The sequence below is a fragment of the Variovorax sp. GW822-FHT04A09 genome (assembly GCF_058801005.1).
In genome coordinates this window covers 1-19,010 of sequence record NZ_JBXAMV010000005.1, presented here as the reverse complement: position 1 = coordinate 19,010, position 19,010 = coordinate 1, and the positions used below count along the sequence as shown (strand labels likewise).

At 68.2% G+C, this 19,010-nt stretch carries 20 protein-coding genes, 3 tRNA genes and 1 pseudogene; 15 read left to right on the top strand and 9 right to left on the bottom strand.

All coding sequences use genetic code 11. The features are described 5' to 3' along the window. Positions 1-2 precede the first annotated feature (2 nt). Positions 3-797, top strand: coding sequence for a PP2C family protein-serine/threonine phosphatase (locus AC1RLW_RS23560; protein WP_056584571.1), 795 nt, complete (start codon positions 3-5; stop codon positions 795-797). A gap of 71 nt (positions 798-868) precedes the next feature. Here the strand turns inward: AC1RLW_RS23560 and AC1RLW_RS23555 are convergent, their stop codons facing one another. The 5 genes from AC1RLW_RS23555 to tssA form a co-directional block, all read right to left on the bottom strand. After that, positions 869-1,369 (bottom strand): peptidoglycan-binding domain-containing protein, encoded by a 501-nt coding sequence (locus AC1RLW_RS23555; RefSeq protein WP_062482201.1) that lies wholly within the window; start codon positions 1,367-1,369, stop codon positions 869-871. Positions 1,370-1,457: 88 nt separating this feature from the next. Beyond that, positions 1,458-1,937 (bottom strand): Hcp family type VI secretion system effector, encoded by a 480-nt coding sequence (locus AC1RLW_RS23550; RefSeq protein ID WP_095743412.1) that lies wholly within the window; start codon positions 1,935-1,937, stop codon positions 1,458-1,460. 152 nt (positions 1,938-2,089) lie between these two features. Then, the gene (tssC, locus tag AC1RLW_RS23545; protein WP_062482199.1) at positions 2,090-3,583 is read right to left on the bottom strand and encodes a type VI secretion system contractile sheath large subunit; all 1,494 of its coding nucleotides are present in this window, start codon (positions 3,581-3,583) and stop codon (positions 2,090-2,092) included. A gap of 52 nt (positions 3,584-3,635) precedes the next feature. After that, the gene (tssB, locus tag AC1RLW_RS23540; RefSeq protein ID WP_062482197.1) at positions 3,636-4,148 is read right to left on the bottom strand and encodes a type VI secretion system contractile sheath small subunit; all 513 of its coding nucleotides are present in this window, start codon (positions 4,146-4,148) and stop codon (positions 3,636-3,638) included. A gap of 49 nt (positions 4,149-4,197) precedes the next feature. After that, the gene (gene tssA / locus AC1RLW_RS23535) at positions 4,198-5,229 is read right to left on the bottom strand and encodes a type VI secretion system protein TssA (RefSeq protein ID WP_369644883.1); all 1,032 of its coding nucleotides are present in this window, start codon (positions 5,227-5,229) and stop codon (positions 4,198-4,200) included. A gap of 71 nt (positions 5,230-5,300) precedes the next feature. Here tssA and tssJ point away from each other — a divergent pair, with 71 nt between their 5' ends. Beyond that, a complete protein-coding gene (tssJ, locus tag AC1RLW_RS23530) occupies positions 5,301-5,819 on the top strand; it encodes a type VI secretion system lipoprotein TssJ (RefSeq protein ID WP_070063888.1) in 519 nt (172 codons plus the stop codon). Between the two features lie 19 nt (positions 5,820-5,838). Here tssJ and AC1RLW_RS23525 read toward each other — a convergent pair whose 3' ends face one another. Both AC1RLW_RS23525 and AC1RLW_RS23520 read right to left on the bottom strand, forming a co-directional pair. After that, positions 5,839-6,954 (bottom strand): type VI secretion system protein, encoded by a 1,116-nt coding sequence (locus AC1RLW_RS23525; RefSeq protein ID WP_493195363.1) that lies wholly within the window; start codon positions 6,952-6,954, stop codon positions 5,839-5,841. A 17-nt stretch (positions 6,955-6,971) separates the two neighbouring features. Further along, the gene (locus tag AC1RLW_RS23520) at positions 6,972-8,297 is read right to left on the bottom strand and encodes a DotU family type IV/VI secretion system protein (protein WP_493195361.1); all 1,326 of its coding nucleotides are present in this window, start codon (positions 8,295-8,297) and stop codon (positions 6,972-6,974) included. Between the two features lie 253 nt (positions 8,298-8,550). Here AC1RLW_RS23520 and AC1RLW_RS23515 point away from each other — a divergent pair, with 253 nt between their 5' ends. After that, positions 8,551-9,255, top strand: coding sequence for a response regulator transcription factor (locus tag AC1RLW_RS23515; RefSeq protein ID WP_070063891.1), 705 nt, complete (start codon positions 8,551-8,553; stop codon positions 9,253-9,255). A 9-nt stretch (positions 9,256-9,264) separates the two neighbouring features. Here the strand turns inward: AC1RLW_RS23515 and AC1RLW_RS23510 are convergent, their stop codons facing one another. Continuing rightward, positions 9,265-10,497, bottom strand: coding sequence for an NUDIX hydrolase (locus AC1RLW_RS23510; RefSeq protein ID WP_493195359.1), 1,233 nt, complete (start codon positions 10,495-10,497; stop codon positions 9,265-9,267). A 79-nt stretch (positions 10,498-10,576) separates the two neighbouring features. Between AC1RLW_RS23510 and AC1RLW_RS23505 the strand changes: the two genes are divergently transcribed. Continuing rightward, positions 10,577-11,254, top strand: a complete 678-nt coding sequence (locus tag AC1RLW_RS23505; protein ID WP_493195357.1) for a phosphoglycolate phosphatase — start codon at positions 10,577-10,579, stop codon at positions 11,252-11,254. A 16-nt stretch (positions 11,255-11,270) separates the two neighbouring features. Here the strand turns inward: AC1RLW_RS23505 and AC1RLW_RS23500 are convergent, their stop codons facing one another. Beyond that, the gene (locus AC1RLW_RS23500) at positions 11,271-11,876 is read right to left on the bottom strand and encodes a chalcone isomerase family protein (RefSeq protein ID WP_095743420.1); all 606 of its coding nucleotides are present in this window, start codon (positions 11,874-11,876) and stop codon (positions 11,271-11,273) included. A gap of 334 nt (positions 11,877-12,210) precedes the next feature. Between AC1RLW_RS23500 and trpE the strand changes: the two genes are divergently transcribed. The 11 genes and pseudogenes from trpE to AC1RLW_RS23445 form a co-directional block, all read left to right on the top strand. After that, complete coding sequence (trpE, locus tag AC1RLW_RS23495) at positions 12,211-13,713, top strand: anthranilate synthase component I (RefSeq protein WP_056584602.1); 1,503 nt, start codon at positions 12,211-12,213, stop codon at positions 13,711-13,713. 61 nt (positions 13,714-13,774) lie between these two features. Then, positions 13,775-14,167, top strand: a complete 393-nt coding sequence (locus tag AC1RLW_RS23490; protein ID WP_390346915.1) for a GxxExxY protein — start codon at positions 13,775-13,777, stop codon at positions 14,165-14,167. Continuing rightward, complete coding sequence (locus AC1RLW_RS23485; RefSeq protein WP_070063896.1) at positions 14,164-14,748, top strand: aminodeoxychorismate/anthranilate synthase component II; 585 nt, start codon at positions 14,164-14,166, stop codon at positions 14,746-14,748. The genes AC1RLW_RS23490 and AC1RLW_RS23485 overlap by 4 nt, the downstream gene beginning before the upstream one ends. 6 nt (positions 14,749-14,754) lie before the next feature. Beyond that, positions 14,755-15,813: a low-specificity L-threonine aldolase gene (gene ltaE, locus AC1RLW_RS23480; RefSeq protein ID WP_493195353.1), complete on the top strand. Its 1,059-nt coding sequence runs from the start codon at positions 14,755-14,757 to the stop codon at positions 15,811-15,813. A gap of 36 nt (positions 15,814-15,849) precedes the next feature. Further along, positions 15,850-16,872, top strand: a complete 1,023-nt coding sequence (gene trpD, locus AC1RLW_RS23475) for an anthranilate phosphoribosyltransferase (RefSeq protein WP_493195351.1) — start codon at positions 15,850-15,852, stop codon at positions 16,870-16,872. A gap of 37 nt (positions 16,873-16,909) precedes the next feature. After that, a complete protein-coding gene (trpC, locus tag AC1RLW_RS23470; protein ID WP_070063899.1) occupies positions 16,910-17,710 on the top strand; it encodes an indole-3-glycerol phosphate synthase TrpC in 801 nt (266 codons plus the stop codon). Beyond that, complete coding sequence (locus AC1RLW_RS23465) at positions 17,707-18,429, top strand: uracil-DNA glycosylase (protein WP_139701542.1); 723 nt, start codon at positions 17,707-17,709, stop codon at positions 18,427-18,429. Before trpC ends, AC1RLW_RS23465 begins: the two co-directional genes overlap by 4 nt. Before the next feature lie 94 nt (positions 18,430-18,523). Next, a tRNA-Tyr gene (locus tag AC1RLW_RS23460) sits at positions 18,524-18,609 on the top strand. Between the two features lie 65 nt (positions 18,610-18,674). After that, positions 18,675-18,748, top strand: a tRNA-Gly gene (locus tag AC1RLW_RS23455). Positions 18,749-18,790: 42 nt separating this feature from the next. Continuing rightward, positions 18,791-18,865 (top strand) — tRNA-Thr (locus AC1RLW_RS23450). A gap of 73 nt (positions 18,866-18,938) precedes the next feature. Continuing rightward, positions 18,939-19,010: pseudogene (locus AC1RLW_RS23445) on the top strand (GTP-binding protein); the annotation flags it as partial.

The window sequence follows — 19,010 nt, the reverse complement described above, 5'->3', positions numbered from 1 at the left end:
GCTTGGAAATCGAAATCGTCACGCTCTCCCGGCAGGGCGGGCGCACCTACAACGAGGACGTGCACGGCCACTGGCACGACGAGCGCTACGTCGCCTGCCTGGTGGCCGACGGCGCGGGCGGCCACGGCGGCGGCGACGTGGCGGCGGCCACGGTGCGCGCCAGCGTGCTCGGCGGCTTCTCGGGGGCGCCCTCGCTGGACGAGGCCGCGCTGCGCGCGCTGATCGAGCGTGCCAACCTGGACGTGGTGGCGCGCCAGGCCGAAGGCGGCAAGCTCGCCGGCATGCGCTCCACGGTGGTGTTCGCGGTGATCGACCTGGAGCGCGAGGTGTTGGCCTGGGTGCACAGCGGCGACAGCCGCGCCTACCTGTTCCGCGGCGGCGCCATCGTGGCGCGCACCACCGACCACAGCCTGGTGCAGCAGATGGTCGCGGGCGGCATGCTCGACGAGGAGGGCGCGCGCCTGCATCCGCAGCGCAACATGCTGCTGTCGGCACTGGGCTCGATCGAGGAGGCGCCCGACATCGCGGTGTCCGACCGCATGCGCCTGCTGCCAGGCGACGTGCTGCTCCTGTGCAGCGACGGCGTGTGGGAGCCGCTGGGCGACGAGTGCCTGGTCGACACGCTGCACGCATCGCGCACGCCCAGCCAGTGGACCGAGCTGCTCGACGCGCAGATCAAGGCCAACGCCAAGCCGGGCCACGACAACTACACGGCGCTCACGCTGTGGGTGATCGAGGACGCCGACGACGACATGACGCGGCTGCTGCCCGAGAACGTCGCGTCGACAGACCCCTGAGCGTGGCGCCATCCTTCAAGCAAAACGCCCATCCGATGGATGGGCGTTTTGCCTGGGGCCGCTGAGGCTGTTCAGCTGTACTTGCTGGCCTTCTTCTTGACTTTCTTCAGCGCGCTGCGCAGCAACGCGGGCATGTCTTCCCGGTTCGGCAGGTTGCTGTAGTTGTCGATGTTCTGCTCTTCGCAGCTGTTGGCACAGCCGTTGTTCAGCAGGTCGAGCGCGTAGCGCGTCTTGCTGATCGTGCTGGACGCACCGGGCTCGCGGAACGGATCGAAGATGCCGTCCGGCAGGACCTTGCGCCCGCGCGCGATCGCCTGTTCCTGGAAGTGCGTGATGTGCTTCTGCGTGACCGGCCCGTAGTAGCCGTCCACCACGATCACCTCGGTCGCACCGGGGGGCGGGTCGAAGTCGTGGTTGAAGCCGAGCAGCTCGTAGTAGAAGATCTTGAACAGGGCCTGCACCAGCATCACGTCTTCACGCGTGTTGGAGCCGATCCGTCCGACCGACCAATCGGAGTTGTAGGTCGTGTGCAGCTTGCCGCTGGTACCGATGAGTGTGGTGCTGAATGCCATGGCATTGCTCCGGTGAGGACACGGGCAGGGACCGGCCCCGGCACCGTGGGGTGCCAGGGGCGGACGGGGCTGACGAGTCCGTCGCCCGTCAGCGGGTTTCGGTGGTGGCCACGTTCCAGCCGAACTTCACCTCGCCGCCGCCGGCGCCCTTGTCGTCCTGGCCCTTGTAGGCGAACTCGATGTCCTTGAAGCTGCAGGACACCTGCTCGTGCACGTCGCCGCCCTGTGCGCCGCCGGGGCCCACGCTGGAGATGAAGACTTCCTTGAGCGTGACCTTCAGGTACTCCTGCTGACCTTCGCCCGACTTGCGGCAGGTCATGACCATGTCCTTGAAGTGCTTGCCGCTCACGCAGTTCTTGGCGAGCACGGGCGATGCCTTGTCGTAGACGTGCGTGAAGTTGAATTCACCCGGCGAGGCCTTGCCCTTGCCCGAACCGCCACCCGATCCCGCGCCCGATGCGTTGCTCACGTTCCAGGACCACGACGAAATCTCGATCTCGTCCTTGTGGTCCTTGTGAGAAGACTCGCCCTTGACGCCGTCGAGCTTGATGTGAAAGTCAGATGACATGTTCCTACTCCTTGGAACCCGATTGCATTCGGGCGGTTGATGATCGAAACGAAAAAAATGGCTGCCGGCGGTGGGAGAAAAGTTCCGATGCCCGGCAGCTACTCATAGAACGAAACGGAACCCGGAATTCAAGAAGAATCCGCAGATTTTTTTCAACCGGCGCCCTTGGCCGTCGGCAGCTTGGACACCAGCCGCAGCGAGACCGTGAGGCCTTCGAGCTGGTAGTGCGGGCGCAGGAAGAACTTGGACGTGTAGTAGCCCGGGTTGCCCTCGACTTCTTCCACGATCACCTCGGCGGCGGCCAGCGGCTTCTGGGCCTTGGTGGTTTCCGACGAGTTGGCGGGGTCGCCGTCCACGTAGTTCATGATCCATTTGTTGAGCCAGCGCTGCATGTCCTCGCGCTCCTTGAAGCTGCCGACCTTGTCGCGCACGATGCACTTCAGGTAGTGCGCAAAGCGGTTGCAGGCAAAGAGGTAAGGCAGGCGCGCCGCCAGGTTGGCGTTGGCCGTGGCGTCGGGGTCGTCGTACTCGGCCGGCTTGTTCAGCGACTGGGCGCCGATGAACGCGGCGAAGTCGGAGTTCTTGCGGTGGATCATCGACAGCAGGCCGGCCTTCGAGAGTTCGGCTTCGCGCCGGTCGCTGATGGCGATCTCGGTGGGGCACTTCTGGTCCACGCCGCCGTCGTCGCTGGGGAAGGTGTGCAGCGGCAGGTTTTCCACCGCGCCGCCCGACTCGATGCCGCGGATGCGCGAACCCCAGCCGTACAGCTTGTACGAGCGGTTGATGTTGGTCGCCATCGCATAGGCGGCATTGGCCCAGGCGTACTTGCTGTGGTCGGCGCCGGCGGTGTCTTCCTCGAAGTCGAACTCTTCCACCGGGTTGGTGTTGGCGCCGTAGGGCGTGCGCGCCAGAAAGCGCGGCATGCACATGCCCAGGTACTTGGAGTCGTCCGACTCGCGCAGCGAGCGCCAGCCGGCGTACTCGGGCGTGGAGAAGATCTTGGTCAGGTCGCGCGGGTTGGCCAGCTCCTGCCACGACTCCATCTGCATGAGGTTGGGGCTCGCGCCGGTGATGAAGGGCGCGTGGGCCGAGGCGGCGATCTTGGCCATCTCGCCGAGCATCTCGACGTCGGGCGGGCTCTGGTCGAAGTGGTAGTCGCCCACCAGCGCGCCGAAGGGCTCGCCGCCGAACTGGCCGTACTCTTCCTCGTAGATCTTCTTGAACATCGGGCTCTGGTCCCAGGCCGCGCCCTTGAACTTCTTGAGGTTCTTGGCCAGCTCCTGCTTGGAGATGTCCATCACCCGGATCTTCAGGTTCTCGTCGGTCTCGGTGTTGTTCACCATGTAGTGCAGGCCGCGCCACGCACTCTCGAGCTTCTGGTAGTCGGGGTGGTGGATGATCTTGTTCACCTGGTCGGTGAGCTTGGCGTCGATCGCGGCGATCATGGCCTGGATCGACTTGGTCACGTCCTTGCCGATGACGGTGCTGTTGCTCAGCGCCTGCTGCGCCAGCGTGAGCACGGCGGCTTCGACGGCGCTCTTGGCTTCGTCGCTGCGCGGCTTGAATTCTTTCTGCAGCAGCGACGAAAAGTCGCTTCCCGCGTACGCAACGTCTTTCAGTGCGCTCTGCTCGAGTGCGTCGGCCATGATGGTTTCTCCTCGTGTACCGGTGTGTGTCTGTCAGGAATCGGGGTCGGGCTCAGGCGGCGGCTTCGCCGTCCCCGGGCTTCTTGCTGGCGGCCAGCGTCTGCAGCAGGGCCGGGTCTTCGAGCACCTTGGCCAGCAGGTCTTCGGCGCCGCCCTTGCCGTCCATGTAGGTCACGAGGTTCGACAGCTGCGTGCGCGCTTCGAGCAGCTTGTTGAGCGCGCCCACCTTGCGGGCCACGGCGGCGGGCGAGAAGTCGTCCATGCTGTCGAAGGTGAGCTCGACCTTCAGGTCGCCCTCGCCGGTGAGCGAGTTCTCCACCGCGAAGGCGGCGCGCGGCTTCATGGCCTTCATGCGGGCGTCGAAGTTGTCGACGTCGAACTCGAGGAACTTGCGATCGACCACGGGCGCGAGCGGGTCGGCGGGCTTGCCCGACAGGTCCGCCAGCACGCCCATCACGAAGGGCAACTGGATCTTTTTCTCGGCGCCGTAGAGCTCCACGTCGTATTCGATCTGGACCCGGGGCGCGCGGTTGCGTGCGATGAATTTCTGACTGCTCTTGGCCATGGCGATGCTCCTTGCGGGAATGAAAGGGGACGGGTGGAAACGGCGGCGGTCATTCGGACTGGCGTTTGCCCGTCACGGTCTCGATGGTGTCCATCGCGTTGGGCGCGAGGTTGGCCATGATGTCCAGGAAGCTCACGCCGATGAGCTTCTTGGCGCGTTCGATCAGGAGCGGCGCGGGGTTGCCGGGCTCGGCCTGTTCGAGGTAGCGGATGACGCGGTCGAGCATCTGCACCGCGTCCTGGCGGTTCTGGATCTCGCCGCGTGGCGCGGCCGGTCGGGCTGCGTTGCCGGCCGGGGCGTCGCCGCCTTCGGCTGCACCCTCGTCGGCCGATGCTTCCGGTGCGCCGGCCGCCGCCGTGCAGGCCTTGGCGACCGCGCGCGACACGGTGCGCAGCGTGCCCAGGTCCACCGCATCGGTGCGGCCGGTGCGCTCGCCCAGCAGCTTCTGCAGGCGATCGAGCAGCGCGGGAAGGCCGATGGCGGCCTGCAGTTGTTCGGGGTGTGCGGCGTGCAGGGCCTCGAGCCCGCCATGCACCTGCGCGGGCGAATACGAGGCCTCGCCGCCGACGGCGTTGAGCACGCCGTGCGCAATGGCGATGTCGCGCACGCGGATCGGACCCACGCCGGGCGCGTTGCCCACCGAGGCGTCGTACAGGTCGCGCGGCACCATGCTGTCGTCGCTCAGCGGCGCGAGCGCGTTCAGGCGCATCGTGGGGTCGTTGTCGTCGTCCGCATCCAGCTTTGGATGTATGCCGTCCCAGAAGGTGTCGAGCAGTGAGGTGAGCAATTGCAGGCCCGCCGTGAAGCCGGCCACGCCCTGCAGGCGCGTCGCGGCGCGCAGCAGCAGCACGGCGGCGCGCACGTCCTTGCTGCGGCGCAGCTGCGCATCGGCGCGTTCGGCCACGTCGCGCCAGTCGGGTTCGACGGCGGGGATCACGGTGTCGCCGAACTGCTGCTCGGCCTTGCCTTGCGCCGCAGTCGTGAGGGCCATGAAGTCCGCGTCGTACTCCAGGTCGTCCCCGCAAGGCGAGGCCTCGCCGATGGGCGTGAGCAGTGCGTCGACGAGTTGGGGAGTCAGCATGTTGCCTGTTCGAGTTCGCTGGTGATAATCAAAGATGCGTCAGGACCGGTCAATGCAACGAAGGGAATAGCATGCGCACGCTGGGTACACACCATTCGTCCTATGAGGGCCTCCTTGCTGTCGCATCGCGACGCCGTATCGCAGCCCTTGGCCTTGCTGCAGCGGGTCTTCTGATGGCGGGCTGCGCGAGCAAACCGGTGGTCACGCCGGTGTCGATCACGCTCACGGCCGGCGCCGATGCCAACCCCGACGCGCGCGGCCGCGCCTCGCCGCTCACGGTGCGCGTCTATGCGCTCAAGACACCGGGGCCCTTCGAAGGCGCCGACTTCTTCTCGCTGTTCGAGAAAGACCAGGCCACGCTCGGCGCCGAACTGGTGCAGCGCGAAGAAATGCTGCTGCGCCCCGGCGAAAGCAAGAAGCTCGACCTCACCCTGCCGGCCGATGCCAAGGCGATCGGCGTGATGGCCGCGTTCCGCGACCTCGACCGCGCGCGCTGGCGCGAGGTGCGCGCGGTCACCCCGGGCCAGGCGCAGGTGCTCAACGTGACCTTCGGCGCGCGCCAGATCCGCGTGGACGCCGCGGCCAAGTAGCGCCAGCTGCACGGCGGCCTCAGCGCAGTTCCGCCGGCACCGTGGGCGCGAAGCGCCCCGGCCGCACCAGTGGCTGGTCCGCCGGCAGGAAGCGGCCGAACAGGTCGCTCACGAACGCGGCGCCCGTGCCGTTCTCCGACGCCGTCGCCGTGAGGTACAGCCCGCGCCAGCGCGGCGCGCGCACCCCTTTGCCGTGCCCCTCGAACAGCCCTTGCGCCACCTGCCGCAAGGCGGGCTGCAAGGTGCGCACGCTCTCCACGAAGCCATGCAGCGCGAGCCGCCCCGCGGGACCCGGCTGCTCGCGCAGCAGGGCCATGCGCAGGCCGTGCAGCTGCGCCACGAGCGGATCGAACAGCGCATCGAGCCGGTCGGCGGCGCGCGCTGCGTGCGCCGCGAACGGGTGCTCCACGCGGTGGCCGAGCGCCTGTGCGAGCACCTCGGGCGGCAGTGCGGCGCGCAGCGTGGCGTAGCCCTTCAGGCCTTCGAGGCCCGTCACGACGAGGTAGACCGGTAGCTGCAGGCGCAGCGTGTCGCTGGCTTCGTCGAGCAGGCGGCGCATGTTCGTGGTGGCGCGCTTGCGCAGGGCCGGGTCGCCGTACAGCAGGTCGCCGGCCGCCACGCACACCACCACGCCGTGCAGCGGCAGGCGTTCGCGCCGCTCGGCAAGCGCCAGCAGCGACTGCAGCCAGAGCCCGCGCGCGGGCGCCGTGCCGGCCTGGTCGCCGATGGCGTCGGGATGCAGCTCGATGGCCGTCAGCGCGCCGGTGGTCCACCAGCGCCACCAGGGCGTGCCGGGTGCCTCGTGCGGCGGCGGCGCCACGCACTCGGCACGGGCGGCCGAGAGCAGCCCCGGCAGCCCGGTGGCCGGACCGCCGATGAAGAGGAACCACGGCGCCGTCGCGCGCGTGCGCGGCGCCTGCCGCAGCGAGGTGCGCGCCTGCGCCATGGCCTCCTTCAGCGCGTCGACGGCGGCGTGGTCGGCGGGCGCACCGAGGGCATCGACGCGCCGCAGCAGGCCGCGTCGCCGCGCGCCGCGGCCGGCGTCGCGCACGGCGGCGTACAGCAGCGCCAGGCCGGCGAGGCAGACCGCGAGCAGCGGCCAGAAGAGGTGCACGGGTGACAGCGTGTCGAACATGGTGGGGAAGGGCGAGGTCAGCGCGCCACGGTTTCGAGGGAGATGAAGTCGGCGATCAGCCGCTCGCTGTTCCTGCTGGCCGCCAGCGCCTCGCGCAGGCGCAGCAGGTAGGCCGAGGCCATCTCGTACGGCGGGCGGTCGGAGGTTTCGCTGAACGGCATCGGCGCCGACAGCACGGTGATCAGCACGTTGCCGAAGGGGGGGCTCACAAGCCAGCTCGAGGGAATGTCGGACCCGAGTTCCAGCGACTCGCCCGCGCGCAGCCGCGTCGGGGCCGGCCCGGTGTTCAGGTGCATCACGGAGCCATCGGCGGTGTAGTAGTCGACCCAGATGTAGCTCTCGTGGCGCGGCGCGACCACCTGCACGCGCACCGCGTCGCCCTCGCGCAGCCGGCCGTCGCGCGCGGACGGCGCGCTCACGCTCAGCCCGTGGTTCTTCTGGCGGTTGCGCGCCTGCGAGGGCTTGAGGATGGCGAACACCTCGCAGTGCGGCCACACGCGCAGCCCGACGTCGAACTGCGGCGCGCGCACGCCGGGAATGGCCGCGACGTCTTCCGCCACCTTGAGCAGGTCGTCGCGCTGCGAGACGAAGCCGGTCACGCGCGGGCGGCCGTCGGGGTCGATCGAGGCTTCGAGGTCCGCGCAGGCGTAGCTGGCGAGTTGCCGGTCGATGCGCTGCGTGAGCGCCGTGCCGGCGGCCGGCGGCCCCGCCAGCCAGTGCCACAGCAGGAAGAGCGCGGGCACGAGCACGGCCAGCGCGGCGCCGGTGCGCAGCACGGTGCGGTCGCGCCGGCGCATGTCGGCCGGGCCGCGCGGGTCGGGCACGCCGTAGGGCTGGGGCGTGATGTGGTCCTGCGCGAGGCTGCCGAGTTCGAGCGGCGGCGGTTGCAGCTGCCGGCCGTGCAGGTCCTTCAGCTTGCCGAGCTCGCCTTCGTCGCCCGACTCGAAGTAGTACTGGCCCTTGAAGCCGTGTGCCAGCGCATGCCAGTAGACCTCGCGCACCGCGTGGTCCTGCGCGCCGAGGGCCGAGAGGTGGTGAAAGAACTCGCTGTGCGCGTTGTTGGAGTTGAACAGCTGCACCTGCAGCGGCGCGGCGCCGTCCACGGCGTCGGGGTGGCGCGCCAGGATCTCGTCGAGCCACGCGACCATGGCGAAGGCGGCCGATTCGATCTGGGTGGCGGTGGCGCCGGCCACGTCGGCGTCGGCGCGTGCGATGTCCAGCAGGCGCAGGGCCTCGCGCTGGGCGTCGCCGTGGGTGAGGGTGGGGTGGCCGGCCGCGATCGATGCGTCCAGGCCGAGACCGAAGGCAATGAAGGGCGAGAAGCAGTCGAGCAGGCGGGCCATGAGGGATGCCCGCTTCTCAAGCGTGCATTGCGAAGCATGCCTTGCACCGGCGTCTGCAGCGATCGCACATGCCCATGTCCCCGGTCGTTGGAGTGGGCGTTCATTTTTTCAACGGGCCCACGGGGCCGCCATACCGCTTGGGGTCTATGCCGTTGGTGGGGCGCGGCGGCCTTGCTGGACGGAGCAATCGCCGTTATCTTCGCAGTCGCAGAAGAATCCAATGCACATTGACGTTGGGACACTGGGGTATGCCATGAAAATTCTGATCGCCGACGACCACCGGCTCGTCATCGAGGCGGTCAAAGCCAAGTTGTCGGAGCTGGGAGCTGGCATCGAGTTCGTCCTGGCGCTGAGCGTCGACGAACTGCTTGCCGGCGCGACCGACGATCTCGACCTGGCCCTGATCGACCTCAACATGCCCGGCGCGGACGGGCAGGCCCACATCGACGAGATCCGGCGACGACACCCGGCCGTGCCCGTGATCGTGCTGTCGGGCTACGAAGACCCGTCTATCATGCGCAGCGCGCTCGAACGCGGCGTGCTCGGTTTCATTCCCAAGGCCTACTCGCCCGACGTCATGCTGTCGGCCGTGCGCCTGGTGCTGGCGGGCGGCGTGTACGTGCCGCCGATGATGCTCACGGCGCTGCCGCCGGGCATCGTGGCCGGCGTGTCGCCGTCGTCGGCCGCGGCGGGCGAGCCCTTTGCGCGCGGTGGCGGCAACGGCGGTGGCGGCACCCAGACCCTCGAACACCTGCGCAGCGTGCTCACCGAGCGGCAGGTCGAGGTGCTGCAGCTGCTGTCGCAAGGCAAGCCGAACAAGCTGATCGGGCGCAGCCTGGGCATCAGCGAAGGCACGGTGAAGATCCACCTCGCGGCCATCTTCCGCGCGCTCAACGTGCGCAACCGCACCGAGGCGGTGGTGGCGGCGCAGGCGCTGACGGAAGCGCAGCAGGCCTGAAGACGCGGCTCAGTCGGCGAGCGCCGACGCCGGGCGGCGCATGAAGCCGCGCGCGGGCACGATCCATTCGACGAGGTGATCCGTATCGGACACGGGCGCCGTCGCGTCGTGCGTGAACAGCATGCGCTCCTCTGCCAGCAGGAAACCCTGCGCGCCCAGCACATGGAGCGTGGCGCCGCCGAGGTCCAGGGATTGCGGCGCAGCGTCCGCCGACAGCACCCATCGCACCGGTCCAGGCGCCGCCGCCCGCAGCGCAGCCTCGTGCGCCGCATCGCCGGGCACGCGGTTGACCAGCGCCCAGCCTTCGGTGCCGCCGATGAGAAAACTGTTGAGGCCGCTGTCGTGCACGACGCGCAGCACGCGTGCGGACAGCGGCGTGACCAGACCCGCTTCGAGCGCATAGCGGCCGCCGCCCTGGCCGTCGGGATCGAGGTGTCCGATCTCGTCGTAGGCGGGCTCTTCCATGTTCACCGGCCGTCGGCCCTTGGGACCGTCGGCCAGGCGCGGCATGGTCAGCGGAATGCGGCGCAGCGCGCGCGCGTGGGCCATGAAGTCGTCGACGCGGGCGAAGGTGGCCAGGTGCTCGAGCACGCGCCGCGTCACGTTCAGCAGCTTGAGGTCGCGTTCGGGGCTGACCGCGTCGGCGGGCTTCAGCCACAGGTGCTCGACGGTCTCGCGGCCGTCGGGGCGCACGTCCTGGCCGGCGGGCATCGCGGCCGCGAAGAAGCGCGTGTCGAAGCGGCGCGGCATGCCGGGCGGGGTCAGCCAGTGGCTGAAGTACGCGATGCGGTCGACGGCAAGGCACCAGCCGCGCTCGGCGCACAGGGCGAGCAGGGCGTCGGTGCTGCGTTCGGCGGCGGCGCGCATGGCGTCGAGTTCGCCCGACGTGAGCGCGAGCAGCTCGACCGGCCGGCCCTGCGCATCGTTCGCGAGCAGCAGCCCGGCTTCTTCGAAGCATTCGCGGATCGCCGCAGCGTGGAAGTCGAGCCCGCCTTCGGGCAGGCCCAGCCGCGCGCTCGCGGCGGCGTCGTCCAGGCCCGCGCACAGCGGGTGCAGCAGGCGGTCGTGCGCATCGACCATGCCACCGGGGAAGACGCTGGCGCCGCTGTTCTGGTCGTTGGCCTTCTCGGCCCGCCGCAGCATCAGCACCTCGAGGCCTTCGGGACCGTCGCGCAGCACGACGAGCGTGGCGGCGGTGCGGATGGGGCGAGGGGCGGAGGGCGGGGGCGTCGTGGGGGTCATGGGCGCCTATTTTGCGGCCGGGGGACAATGCGTGCCTCGCGCATCCACCACCCACTTCGCTCCCCGGGAGCCGCCTGTTTTGGACACTCTTCGCACCGATCTCTCCCGCTTCGACGCCGCCATCGTCGACCTCGACGGCACCATGGTCGACACGCTCGGCGACTTTGCCGAGGCCCTGAACCGCATGCTGCGCGACCTCGAGCTGCCGCCGGTGGCACCCGCCGCCATCGGGCGCATGGTGGGCAAGGGGTCGGAGCACCTGATCCTGTCGGCGCTGGCGCACGTGGGTGCACCGGCCCCGGCGGCGCTGTTCGATCGCGCGTGGGAGCGCTACCAGCACCACTACCTGGAGATCAACGGCCGGTATTCGGCCGCCTACCCTGGCGTGGTCGAGGGCCTGAAGGCGCTGCGCGCGCGCGGGCTGCGGCTGGCCTGCCTCACGAACAAGCCGACCTCCTTCGCCAAGCCGCTGCTGGCGGCGAAGGGGCTCGACGGCTTCTTCGAGCAGGTGTTCGGCGGCGATGCCTTCGAGCGCAAGAAGCCCGATCCGCTGCCGCTGCTGAAGACCTGCGAGGCGCTGGGCACGGTGCCCGCGCGCACGCTGATGGTGGGCGATTCGAGCAACGACGCGCGTGCCGCGCGCGCCGCCGGCTGTCCCGTGGTGCTCGTGACCTACGGCTACAACCACGGCGAGCCGGTGCGCGGCGTGGATGCGGACGGCTTCGTGGATTCGCTGGCCGACCTCGCGACGGCCTGACCGGCCGCCCGGCTAGTTACTGCTTTCCGAGCAGCGCGTCCTTCAGCTTCCAGTCGGCCGGGTTGGGGCCGAGCCAGATGCGCATCAGCGCATTGAAGAACGCCACTTCCTTCACCGGGTCGGGCTGCGGCACGCCGCGCACCGTGATCAGCGTGCCCGTGCCGGGCACCCAGTCGATGGTGAAGGTGTCGCCGGCCTTGAGCTGCTTCTGGTCCGCGAACATCTGGCCCATGCGCAGCAGGCCGGGGATCAGGTTGACCATTTCGCTCTTGGGCGAGTTGTCTTCCACGCCCTTCACGAAGAGCTTGCCGAGCTCGTTGGCGTCGATGTCGCGCAGCATGGTGATCGCCACGCGCTTGGGGCCCGGCACGGCCAGCGCTTCTTCGGTGGTCGAGGCCTTCTTGCCCAGGTACAGGCCGGCCGTGTAGACCTTGATGATGGTCTTGTAGCGGATGCCCGCGCCGTTGAGCACCAGCGGGGCGCCGCGCAGGTCCATCTGGTCGTCGAGCTTGACGCCCGCCACCTCGACCTGCGCCGCGAAGGCACTGCCGCAGAGCGCGGCCGAGAGGACAGCGAGCGCCGCGAGGCGGGAGAACACGGCCGGGAGCAGGGGTGCGAGCAAGTGAGTCTCCTTGAATTTGCGAACGGTCGTGCGAATGTATCTTTTCGTTTTATCCCGCAGGCTCCGGGGGAACCCTGAAGCCAGCGGTTGCACAAGGCCAGGTTTTCGTGGGCTAAACTCGGCGCTCCATGTTCGTTCATCACATCATTCAAACAGGTGAAGGCAGCCGGGGAGCCTGGCCCTGGCGTCGCCATACATCGCTGACTGTTTGATTGCGCGGCGCACGCCGTGCGCCCGCGGTTCCGAGCCGGCACGCATGCCGGCACCGGGCCACTCTCGTGAATGACCTTGCCACCGGCCAAAGGAGCGTCGGCAGGCAACTGGAGAACGATCCGTGATCACCGAACTTGAATTCAAGAGCCTCAGCGCCCAGGGCTACAACCGCATCCCGCTGATGGCCGAGGCCTTTGCCGACCTCGAAACGCCTCTTTCCCTCTATCTGAAACTCGCCCATTCGCAGGGCGGCGGCAAGCACAGCTTCCTGCTCGAATCGGTGGTGGGCGGTGAGCGCTTCGGGCGCTACAGCTTCATCGGCCTGCCGGCGCGCACATTGCTGCGTGCCAGCGGCTTTGGCGACGAGGCCGTCACCGAAGTCGTGACCGACGGCCAGGTCGTCGAGACCGCCAAGGGCAACCCGCTGGACTTCGTGGCCGACTACCAGAAGCGCTTCAAGGTCGCGCTGCGGCCCGGCCTGCCGCGCTTCTGTGGCGGCCTGGCCGGCTACTTCGGCTACGACACTGTGCGCCACATCGAGCGCAAGCTCGAAAAAAGCTGCCCGCCCGACGCGCTGGGCTGCCCCGACATCCTGCTGCTGCAGTGCGAAGAACTCGCGGTCATCGACAACCTGTCGGGCAAGCTCTACCTCATCGTCTACGCCGACCCGAAGCAGCCCGAGGCCTACGCCGTGGGCAAGCGTCGCCTGCGCGAGCTCAAGGACAAGCTCAAGTACTCGGTGAGTGCGCCCGTCGTGAAGCCCACGCAGGCGCACCCGCCCGAGCGCAGCTTCGCCAAGGCCGACTACCTTGCGGCCGTGGAGCGTGCCAAGGAGATGATCGCCGCCGGCGACTTCATGCAGGTGCAGGTGGGCCAGCGCATCAGCAAGCGCTACACCGAATCGCCGCTGTCGCTGTACCGCGCGCTGCGTTCGCTGAACCCCTCGCCCTACATGTACTACTACAACCTGGGCGACTTCCACGTGGTGGGCGCCTCGCCCGAGATCCTGGTGCGCCAGGAGAACACGGGCGACGGCGAGCAGAAGATCACCATCCGCCCGCTGGCCGGCACGCGTCCGCGCGGCGCGTCGATCGAGCTCGACAAGGCGGCCGAGGTGGAACTCATCAACGACCCGAAGGAGCGCGCCGAGCACGTGATGCTGATCGACCTGGCGCGCAACGACATCGGCCGCATCGCCAAGACCGGCACCGTGAAGGTGACCGAGGCCTTCGCGGTGGAGCGCTACAGCCACGTGATGCACATCGTGAGCAACGTCGAAGGCACGCTGAAGGACGGCATGACCGCCATCGACGTGCTCAAGGCCACGTTCCCCGCCGGCACGCTGACCGGCGCGCCCAAGGTGCATGCGATGGAACTCATCGACCAACTGGAGCCCACCAAGCGCGGCCTGTACGGCGGCGCCTGCGGCTACATCAGCTACGCGGGCGACATGGACGTGGCCATCGCGATCCGCACCGGCATCGTGAAGGACCAGATGCTGCACGTGCAGGCCGCGGCCGGCGTGGTGGCCGACTCGGTGCCCGAGCTGGAGTGGAAGGAAACAGAAGCCAAGGCGCGCGCACTCCTGCGCGCCGCCGAACTGGTCGAGGAAGGCCTGGAATGAGCGCAGCGCCGGGCCGCCCCAAGCAAGCTCGCACCGCAGTGCGCAGCACGGAGGTAATACGATGAATTCCGCACCGGACATCCAGAACGACTTCTCGCACGAGATCATCGGCGCCGCCGTCGAGGTGCAGCGCGTGCTCGGCACGGGGCTCGACGAGGGCGCCTACGCTGCAGCACTGGCCATCGAACTCGCCGAACGCGAGATCGGCTTCGCGCGCGACGTGGCGCTGTCGGCCAGCTACAAGGGCCGGTCGCTGGGCGAGGTGTACCGCGCGGGCTTCGTGATCGAGCAGTCGGTCATCGTCGAGCTGCGCGCCGTCGACGTGCTGACCGACCTGCACCGCGCGCAGGTGCTCGCCGCACTGCGCCTGTCGGGCCTCAAGCTGGGCCTGCTGATCAACTTCAACGTGTTCCCCGTCGTCAAGGGCGTGCACCGGATTGTGAGCAAGCCATGAAACTGCTGATGATCGACAACTACGATTCGTTCACCTACAACATCGTCCAGTACTTCGGCGAGCTGGGGGCGGACGTGCAGGTGCACCGCAACGACGAGATCACCGTCGAGCAGATCGGCGCGCTGATCGCCTCGGGCGTGACGCGGCTGGTGGTGTCGCCGGGTCCGTGTTCGCCGGCCGAGGCGGGCGTGTCGGTGGCGGCCATCGAGGCCTTCGCGGGCAAGCTGCCCATCCTGGGCGTGTGCCTGGGCCACCAGGCCATCGGCGCGGCCTTCGGCGGCAAGATCGTGCGCGCGCAGCAGCTCATGCACGGCAAGACCAGCGAGATCACGACCACGCAAGAGGGCGTTTTCGCGGGGCTGCCGCAGAAGTTCATCGTCAACCGGTATCACTCGCTCTCGATCGAGCGCGAGAGCTGCCCGAAGGAACTGGCTGTCACCGCCTGGACCGACGACGGCGAGATCATGGGCGTGCGACACACCGGCTTTGCGCACGACGTGCGCATCGAAGGCGTGCAGTTCCATCCCGAATCGATCCTCACCGAGCACGGCCACGCCATGCTCAAGAACTTCCTGGACTGACCCACCATGACCGAACGCACTCCCATCGTCGACCTGCGCAGCGACACCGTCACGCAGCCCACGCCCGCGATGCGCGAGGCCATGGCGGCTGCGCCGCTGGGCGACGACGTCTTCGGCACCGACCCGAGCGTCAATGCGCTGCAGGAGAAGATCGCCGCGCTGCTGGGCTTCGAGGCGGCGCTGTTCGTGCCCACCGGCACGCAGAGCAACCTGTGCGCGATCCTGTCGCACTGCGGCCGCGGCGATGAGTACATCGTCGGCCAGCAGGCGCATGCCTACCGTTGGGAAGGCGGTGGCGCCGCGGTGTTCGGCAGCGTGCAGCCGCAGCCGCTGGACCACGCGCCCGACGGCACGCTGCCGCTGGCGCAGATCGAGGCCGCCATCAAGCCCGATGACGCGCACTTCGCGCGCACGAAGCTGCTGGCGCTGGAGAACACGCTGGGCGGCAAGTTGCTGCCCTTCGAGTACGTGCAGGCCGCGACCGACCTGGCGAAAAGCAAGGGGCTGCAGCGGCACCTCGATGGCGCGCGGCTCTTCAATGCCGCCACCGCACAGGCCGCGCTGAACAAGCGCAGCGACATCCGCGCCGAGGCCCGCCGCATCGCGCAGTGCTTCGATAGCGTGTCGGTGTGCTTCAGCAAGGGCCTGGGCGCACCCATCGGCTCGACGCTGGTCGGTTCGCGCGAGTTCATCGCGCGCGCCCACCGCATCCGCAAGATGGCGGGCGGCGGCATGCGGCAGGCCGGCCTGCTGGCGGCCGCGGCCTCGCATGCGCTCGACCACCACATCGACCGCCTGGCCGACGACCATGCGTTGGCGCAGCGCCTCGCACAGGGGCTCGAGGGCATCGACGGCCTGAAGGTCGAGGCGCCGCACACGAACATCGTGTTCGTCGATCTCACGGGGGCGGCGCAGGCGCGTTCCGCGGAACTGCTCGCCAGCCTCAACCAGCAGGGCATCCTCGCGACCGGGCTGTACCGCCTGCGCTTCGTGACGCACCTGGATGTCGATGCCGCGGGCGTCGACCGCGCCGTCGCGGCGATCCGCGGCTTCTTCAAGGCCTGACGCCTGGCTACACGCACACACCGAGGAGACATTCCCATGATCACCCCCCAGGAAGCGCTGCAGCGCACCATCGAGCACCGCGAAGTCTTCCACGACGAGATGCTGCACATCGTGCGGCTCATCATGAGCGGCGAGTGTTCGCCTGTGATGATGGCCGCGCTGATCACCGGCCTGCGTGTGAAGAAGGAAACCATCGGCGAGATCACCGCCGCCGCGCAGGTGATGCGCGAGGTGTCGACCAAGGTGCCCGTGGCCGACACCACGAACCTTGTCGACATTGTCGGCACCGGCGGCGACGGCTCGCACACCTTCAACATCTCGACCTGCTCGATGTTCGTGGCGGCCGCGGCCGGCGCCAAGGTGAGCAAGCATGGCGGGCGCAGCGTGTCGAGCAAGTCGGGCAGTGCCGACGTGCTGGAGTCGCTGGGCGTCAACATCAACCTCAAGCCCGAACAGATCGCGCAGTGCATCGCGCAGGTCGGCATCGGCTTCATGTTCGCGCCGAACCACCATCCCGCGATGAAGAACGTCGCGCCGGTGCGCAAGGAACTCGGCATCAAGACGATCTTCAACATCCTCGGCCCGCTGACCAATCCGGCCGGCGCGCCGAACATCCTGATGGGCGTGTTCCACCCCGACCTCGTGGGCATCCAGGTGCGTGCGCTGCAACGCCTCGGCGCCGAGCATGCGCTGGTGGTCTACGGCCGCGACGGCATGGACGAGATCTCGTTGGGCGCTGCCACCATGATCGGCGAGCTCAAGGACGGCGAAATCCGCGAGTACGAGCTGCACCCCGAGGACTTCGGTTTCCAGATGGCGAGCAACCGTTCGCTGCGCGTCGAGACGCCCGAGCAGTCGAAGGCGATGCTGATCGGCGTGCTGGACAACCAGGCCGGCCCGGCGCTGGACATCGTGCTGCTCAACGCGGGTGCGGCGCTGTACGCGGCCAACGTGGTCGACTCGGTGCCGGCGGGCGTGGAACGTGCGCGCCAGGCCATCGCATCCGGTGCGGCGAAGGCCAAGCTCGACGAGCTGGTCAAGGCCTCCACCTCCTTCTGAGAATCAGGCCGTCGTGCCACCGAAAGCAGAGCAAGCCATGTCAGACATTCTCGACAAGATCGTCGCCGTCAAACGCCAGGAAGTCGCCGCCGCGCTGAAGCGCGCCCCGCTCGAGGCCGTGCGCTTCGACGCCGAAAGCCGCGTGCTCACGCGCGACTTCGAAGCCGCCTTGCGCGCCAAGATTGCGGCCGGCCAGGCGGCGGTGATCGCCGAGGTCAAGAAGGCCAGCCCGAGCAAGGGCGTGCTGCGCGAAGACTTCATTCCGGCCGACATCGCACAAAGCTATGCCGAGGGCGACGGCGTGGTCAGCGCGGCCTGCCTCTCGGTGCTGACCGACAAGCAGTTCTTCCAGGGCGGCGTCGACTACCTCAAGCAGGCGCGCGCCTCGTGCGACCTGCCCGTGCTGCGCAAGGATTTCATCGTCGACGCCTACCAGGTGTACGAGTCGCGCGCGATGGGCGCCGACGCGATCCTGCTGATCGCCGCCTGCCTCGACGACGCGCAGATGAAGGACTACGAAGCCATCGCGCGCGGGTTGGGCATGGCGGTGCTGGTCGAGGTGCACGACGCGGCCGAGCTCGATCGCGCGCTGAAGCTCAAGACACCGCTCATCGGCGTCAACAACCGCAACCTGCGCAACTTCGAGGTGTCGATCCAGGCCACCATCGATCTGCTGCCCAGGCTGCCGGCGGATCGCCTGCCGGTGACCGAATCGGGCATCGCCACGCGCGAGGACGTCGCCACGCTGCGCGCCGCGGGCGTCAATGCCTTCCTGGTCGGCGAAGCCTTCATGCGCGCCAAGGAACCCGGCGAGGCGCTCGCCGCATTGTTCAAATGACGCGGCCGGACCAGCTGTCGAGCAGCGATCCTGCCGACTGGCCGGTGGCGCCGGGCTGGCAGCCGCTGGTCGACGATTTCTTCGCCAGCGCGGTCGGACAGAAGCTGCAGGGTTTCCTGCGCGAGCGCCTCGACGCCGGGGCGGTGATCTTTCCGCCGCAGCCGCTGCGGGCGCTGGAACTCACGCCGCCGGAAGACGTGCGCGTGGTGATCCTGGGCCAGGACCCGTACCACGGGCGCGGGCAGGCCGAGGGCCTGGCCTTCTCGGTGGCGTCGGGCGTGGCGCTGCCGCCATCGCTGCGCAACATCTTCAAGGAGCTCCAGCGCGACCTGGGCACGCCGCCGCCGGCATTTCCGAACCCGGGCGGCAGTCTCGTGAAATGGGCGACGCACGGCGTGCTGCTGCTCAACACCTGCCTCACGGTCGAGGAAGCCCAGCCGGCCAGCCATGCGGGCCGCGGCTGGGAGGTGCTGACCGATGCCGTGATTCGCCATGTGGCGCAGGGCGAACGACCTGTTGTTTTTATGCTATGGGGCTCGCACGCGCAAAGTAAGCGTGCGTTGATCGACGTTGAGCGCCATAAGGTGCTGATGTCGAATCATCCCTCGCCGCTGTCTGCGCTCCGGCCGCCGGTTCCGTTCATCGGCTGCGGTCATTTTGGCCAAGCCCGTGCGTGGCGTGAGGCGCAGCAGTCGGGAGGCTCCGAACTTCGCTCATAATCAGAGGCTTCACACCTCGAGCAGGTTTCCACGCTTCATCTTTTGCTGGGAATCCTGTGTAGTCACAAAATCGTGCTATATTTCGAGGTTCGCCGGAGAGGTGGCCGAGTGGTTAATGGCAGCAGACTGTAAATCTGCCCTCTTACGAGTACGCTGGTTCGAATCCAGCCCTCTCCACCAGCGATGAATTTGGTTTCTAAGAGCGATTGGATCTAGCGCTTTGGGTGCCTTGAAGTGCCCCCGATGCGGGAGTAGTTCAATGGTAGAACCCCAGCCTTCCAAGCTGATGACGCGGGTTCGATTCCCGTCTCCCGCTCCAGAGACCCGGTTCGGCGCCGGAAGCGATTTGGTTAGAACAAAAGCCCTTTTGGCTCAGTGGTAGAGCACTCCCTTGGTAAGGGAGAGGTCGCGGGTCCGATTCCCGCAAAGGGCACCAGTTTTCTGGGGTTGCAACGACAGGCTTGCGACCCATCTGCATGCGTTGAAATCGTTTTTTTCGGAGTCGAAAAATGGCAAAAGGTAAATTCACCCGCACCAAGCCGCACGTGAACGTGGGCACGATCGGTCACGTTGACCACGGC

Bases quoted from the DNA above. Each gene is read 5' to 3' on its own strand.
- AC1RLW_RS23555 (WP_062482201.1), bottom strand. From the start codon at position 1,369: ATGGCATTCAGCACCACACTCATCGGTACCAGCGGCAAGCTGCACACG.
- AC1RLW_RS23550 (WP_095743412.1), bottom strand. From the start codon at position 1,937: ATGTCATCTGACTTTCACATCAAGCTCGACGGCGTCAAGGGCGAGTCT.
- tssC (WP_062482199.1), bottom strand. From the start codon at position 3,583: ATGGCCGACGCACTCGAGCAGAGCGCACTGAAAGACGTTGCGTACGCG.
- tssB (WP_062482197.1), bottom strand. From the start codon at position 4,148: ATGGCCAAGAGCAGTCAGAAATTCATCGCACGCAACCGCGCGCCCCGG.
- tssA (WP_369644883.1), bottom strand. From the start codon at position 5,229: ATGCTGACTCCCCAACTCGTCGACGCACTGCTCACGCCCATCGGCGAG.
- tssJ (WP_070063888.1), top strand. From the start codon at position 5,301: ATGCGCACGCTGGGTACACACCATTCGTCCTATGAGGGCCTCCTTGCT.
- AC1RLW_RS23525 (WP_493195363.1), bottom strand. From the start codon at position 6,954: ATGTTCGACACGCTGTCACCCGTGCACCTCTTCTGGCCGCTGCTCGCG.
- AC1RLW_RS23520 (WP_493195361.1), bottom strand. From the start codon at position 8,297: ATGGCCCGCCTGCTCGACTGCTTCTCGCCCTTCATTGCCTTCGGTCTC.
- AC1RLW_RS23515 (WP_070063891.1), top strand. From the start codon at position 8,551: ATGAAAATTCTGATCGCCGACGACCACCGGCTCGTCATCGAGGCGGTC.
- AC1RLW_RS23510 (WP_493195359.1), bottom strand. From the start codon at position 10,497: ATGACCCCCACGACGCCCCCGCCCTCCGCCCCTCGCCCCATCCGCACC.
- AC1RLW_RS23490 (WP_390346915.1), top strand. From the start codon at position 13,775: ATGAATTCCGCACCGGACATCCAGAACGACTTCTCGCACGAGATCATC.
- AC1RLW_RS23485 (WP_070063896.1), top strand. From the start codon at position 14,164: ATGAAACTGCTGATGATCGACAACTACGATTCGTTCACCTACAACATC.
- ltaE (WP_493195353.1), top strand. From the start codon at position 14,755: ATGACCGAACGCACTCCCATCGTCGACCTGCGCAGCGACACCGTCACG.
- trpD (WP_493195351.1), top strand. From the start codon at position 15,850: ATGATCACCCCCCAGGAAGCGCTGCAGCGCACCATCGAGCACCGCGAA.
- trpC (WP_070063899.1), top strand. From the start codon at position 16,910: ATGTCAGACATTCTCGACAAGATCGTCGCCGTCAAACGCCAGGAAGTC.
- AC1RLW_RS23465 (WP_139701542.1), top strand. From the start codon at position 17,707: ATGACGCGGCCGGACCAGCTGTCGAGCAGCGATCCTGCCGACTGGCCG.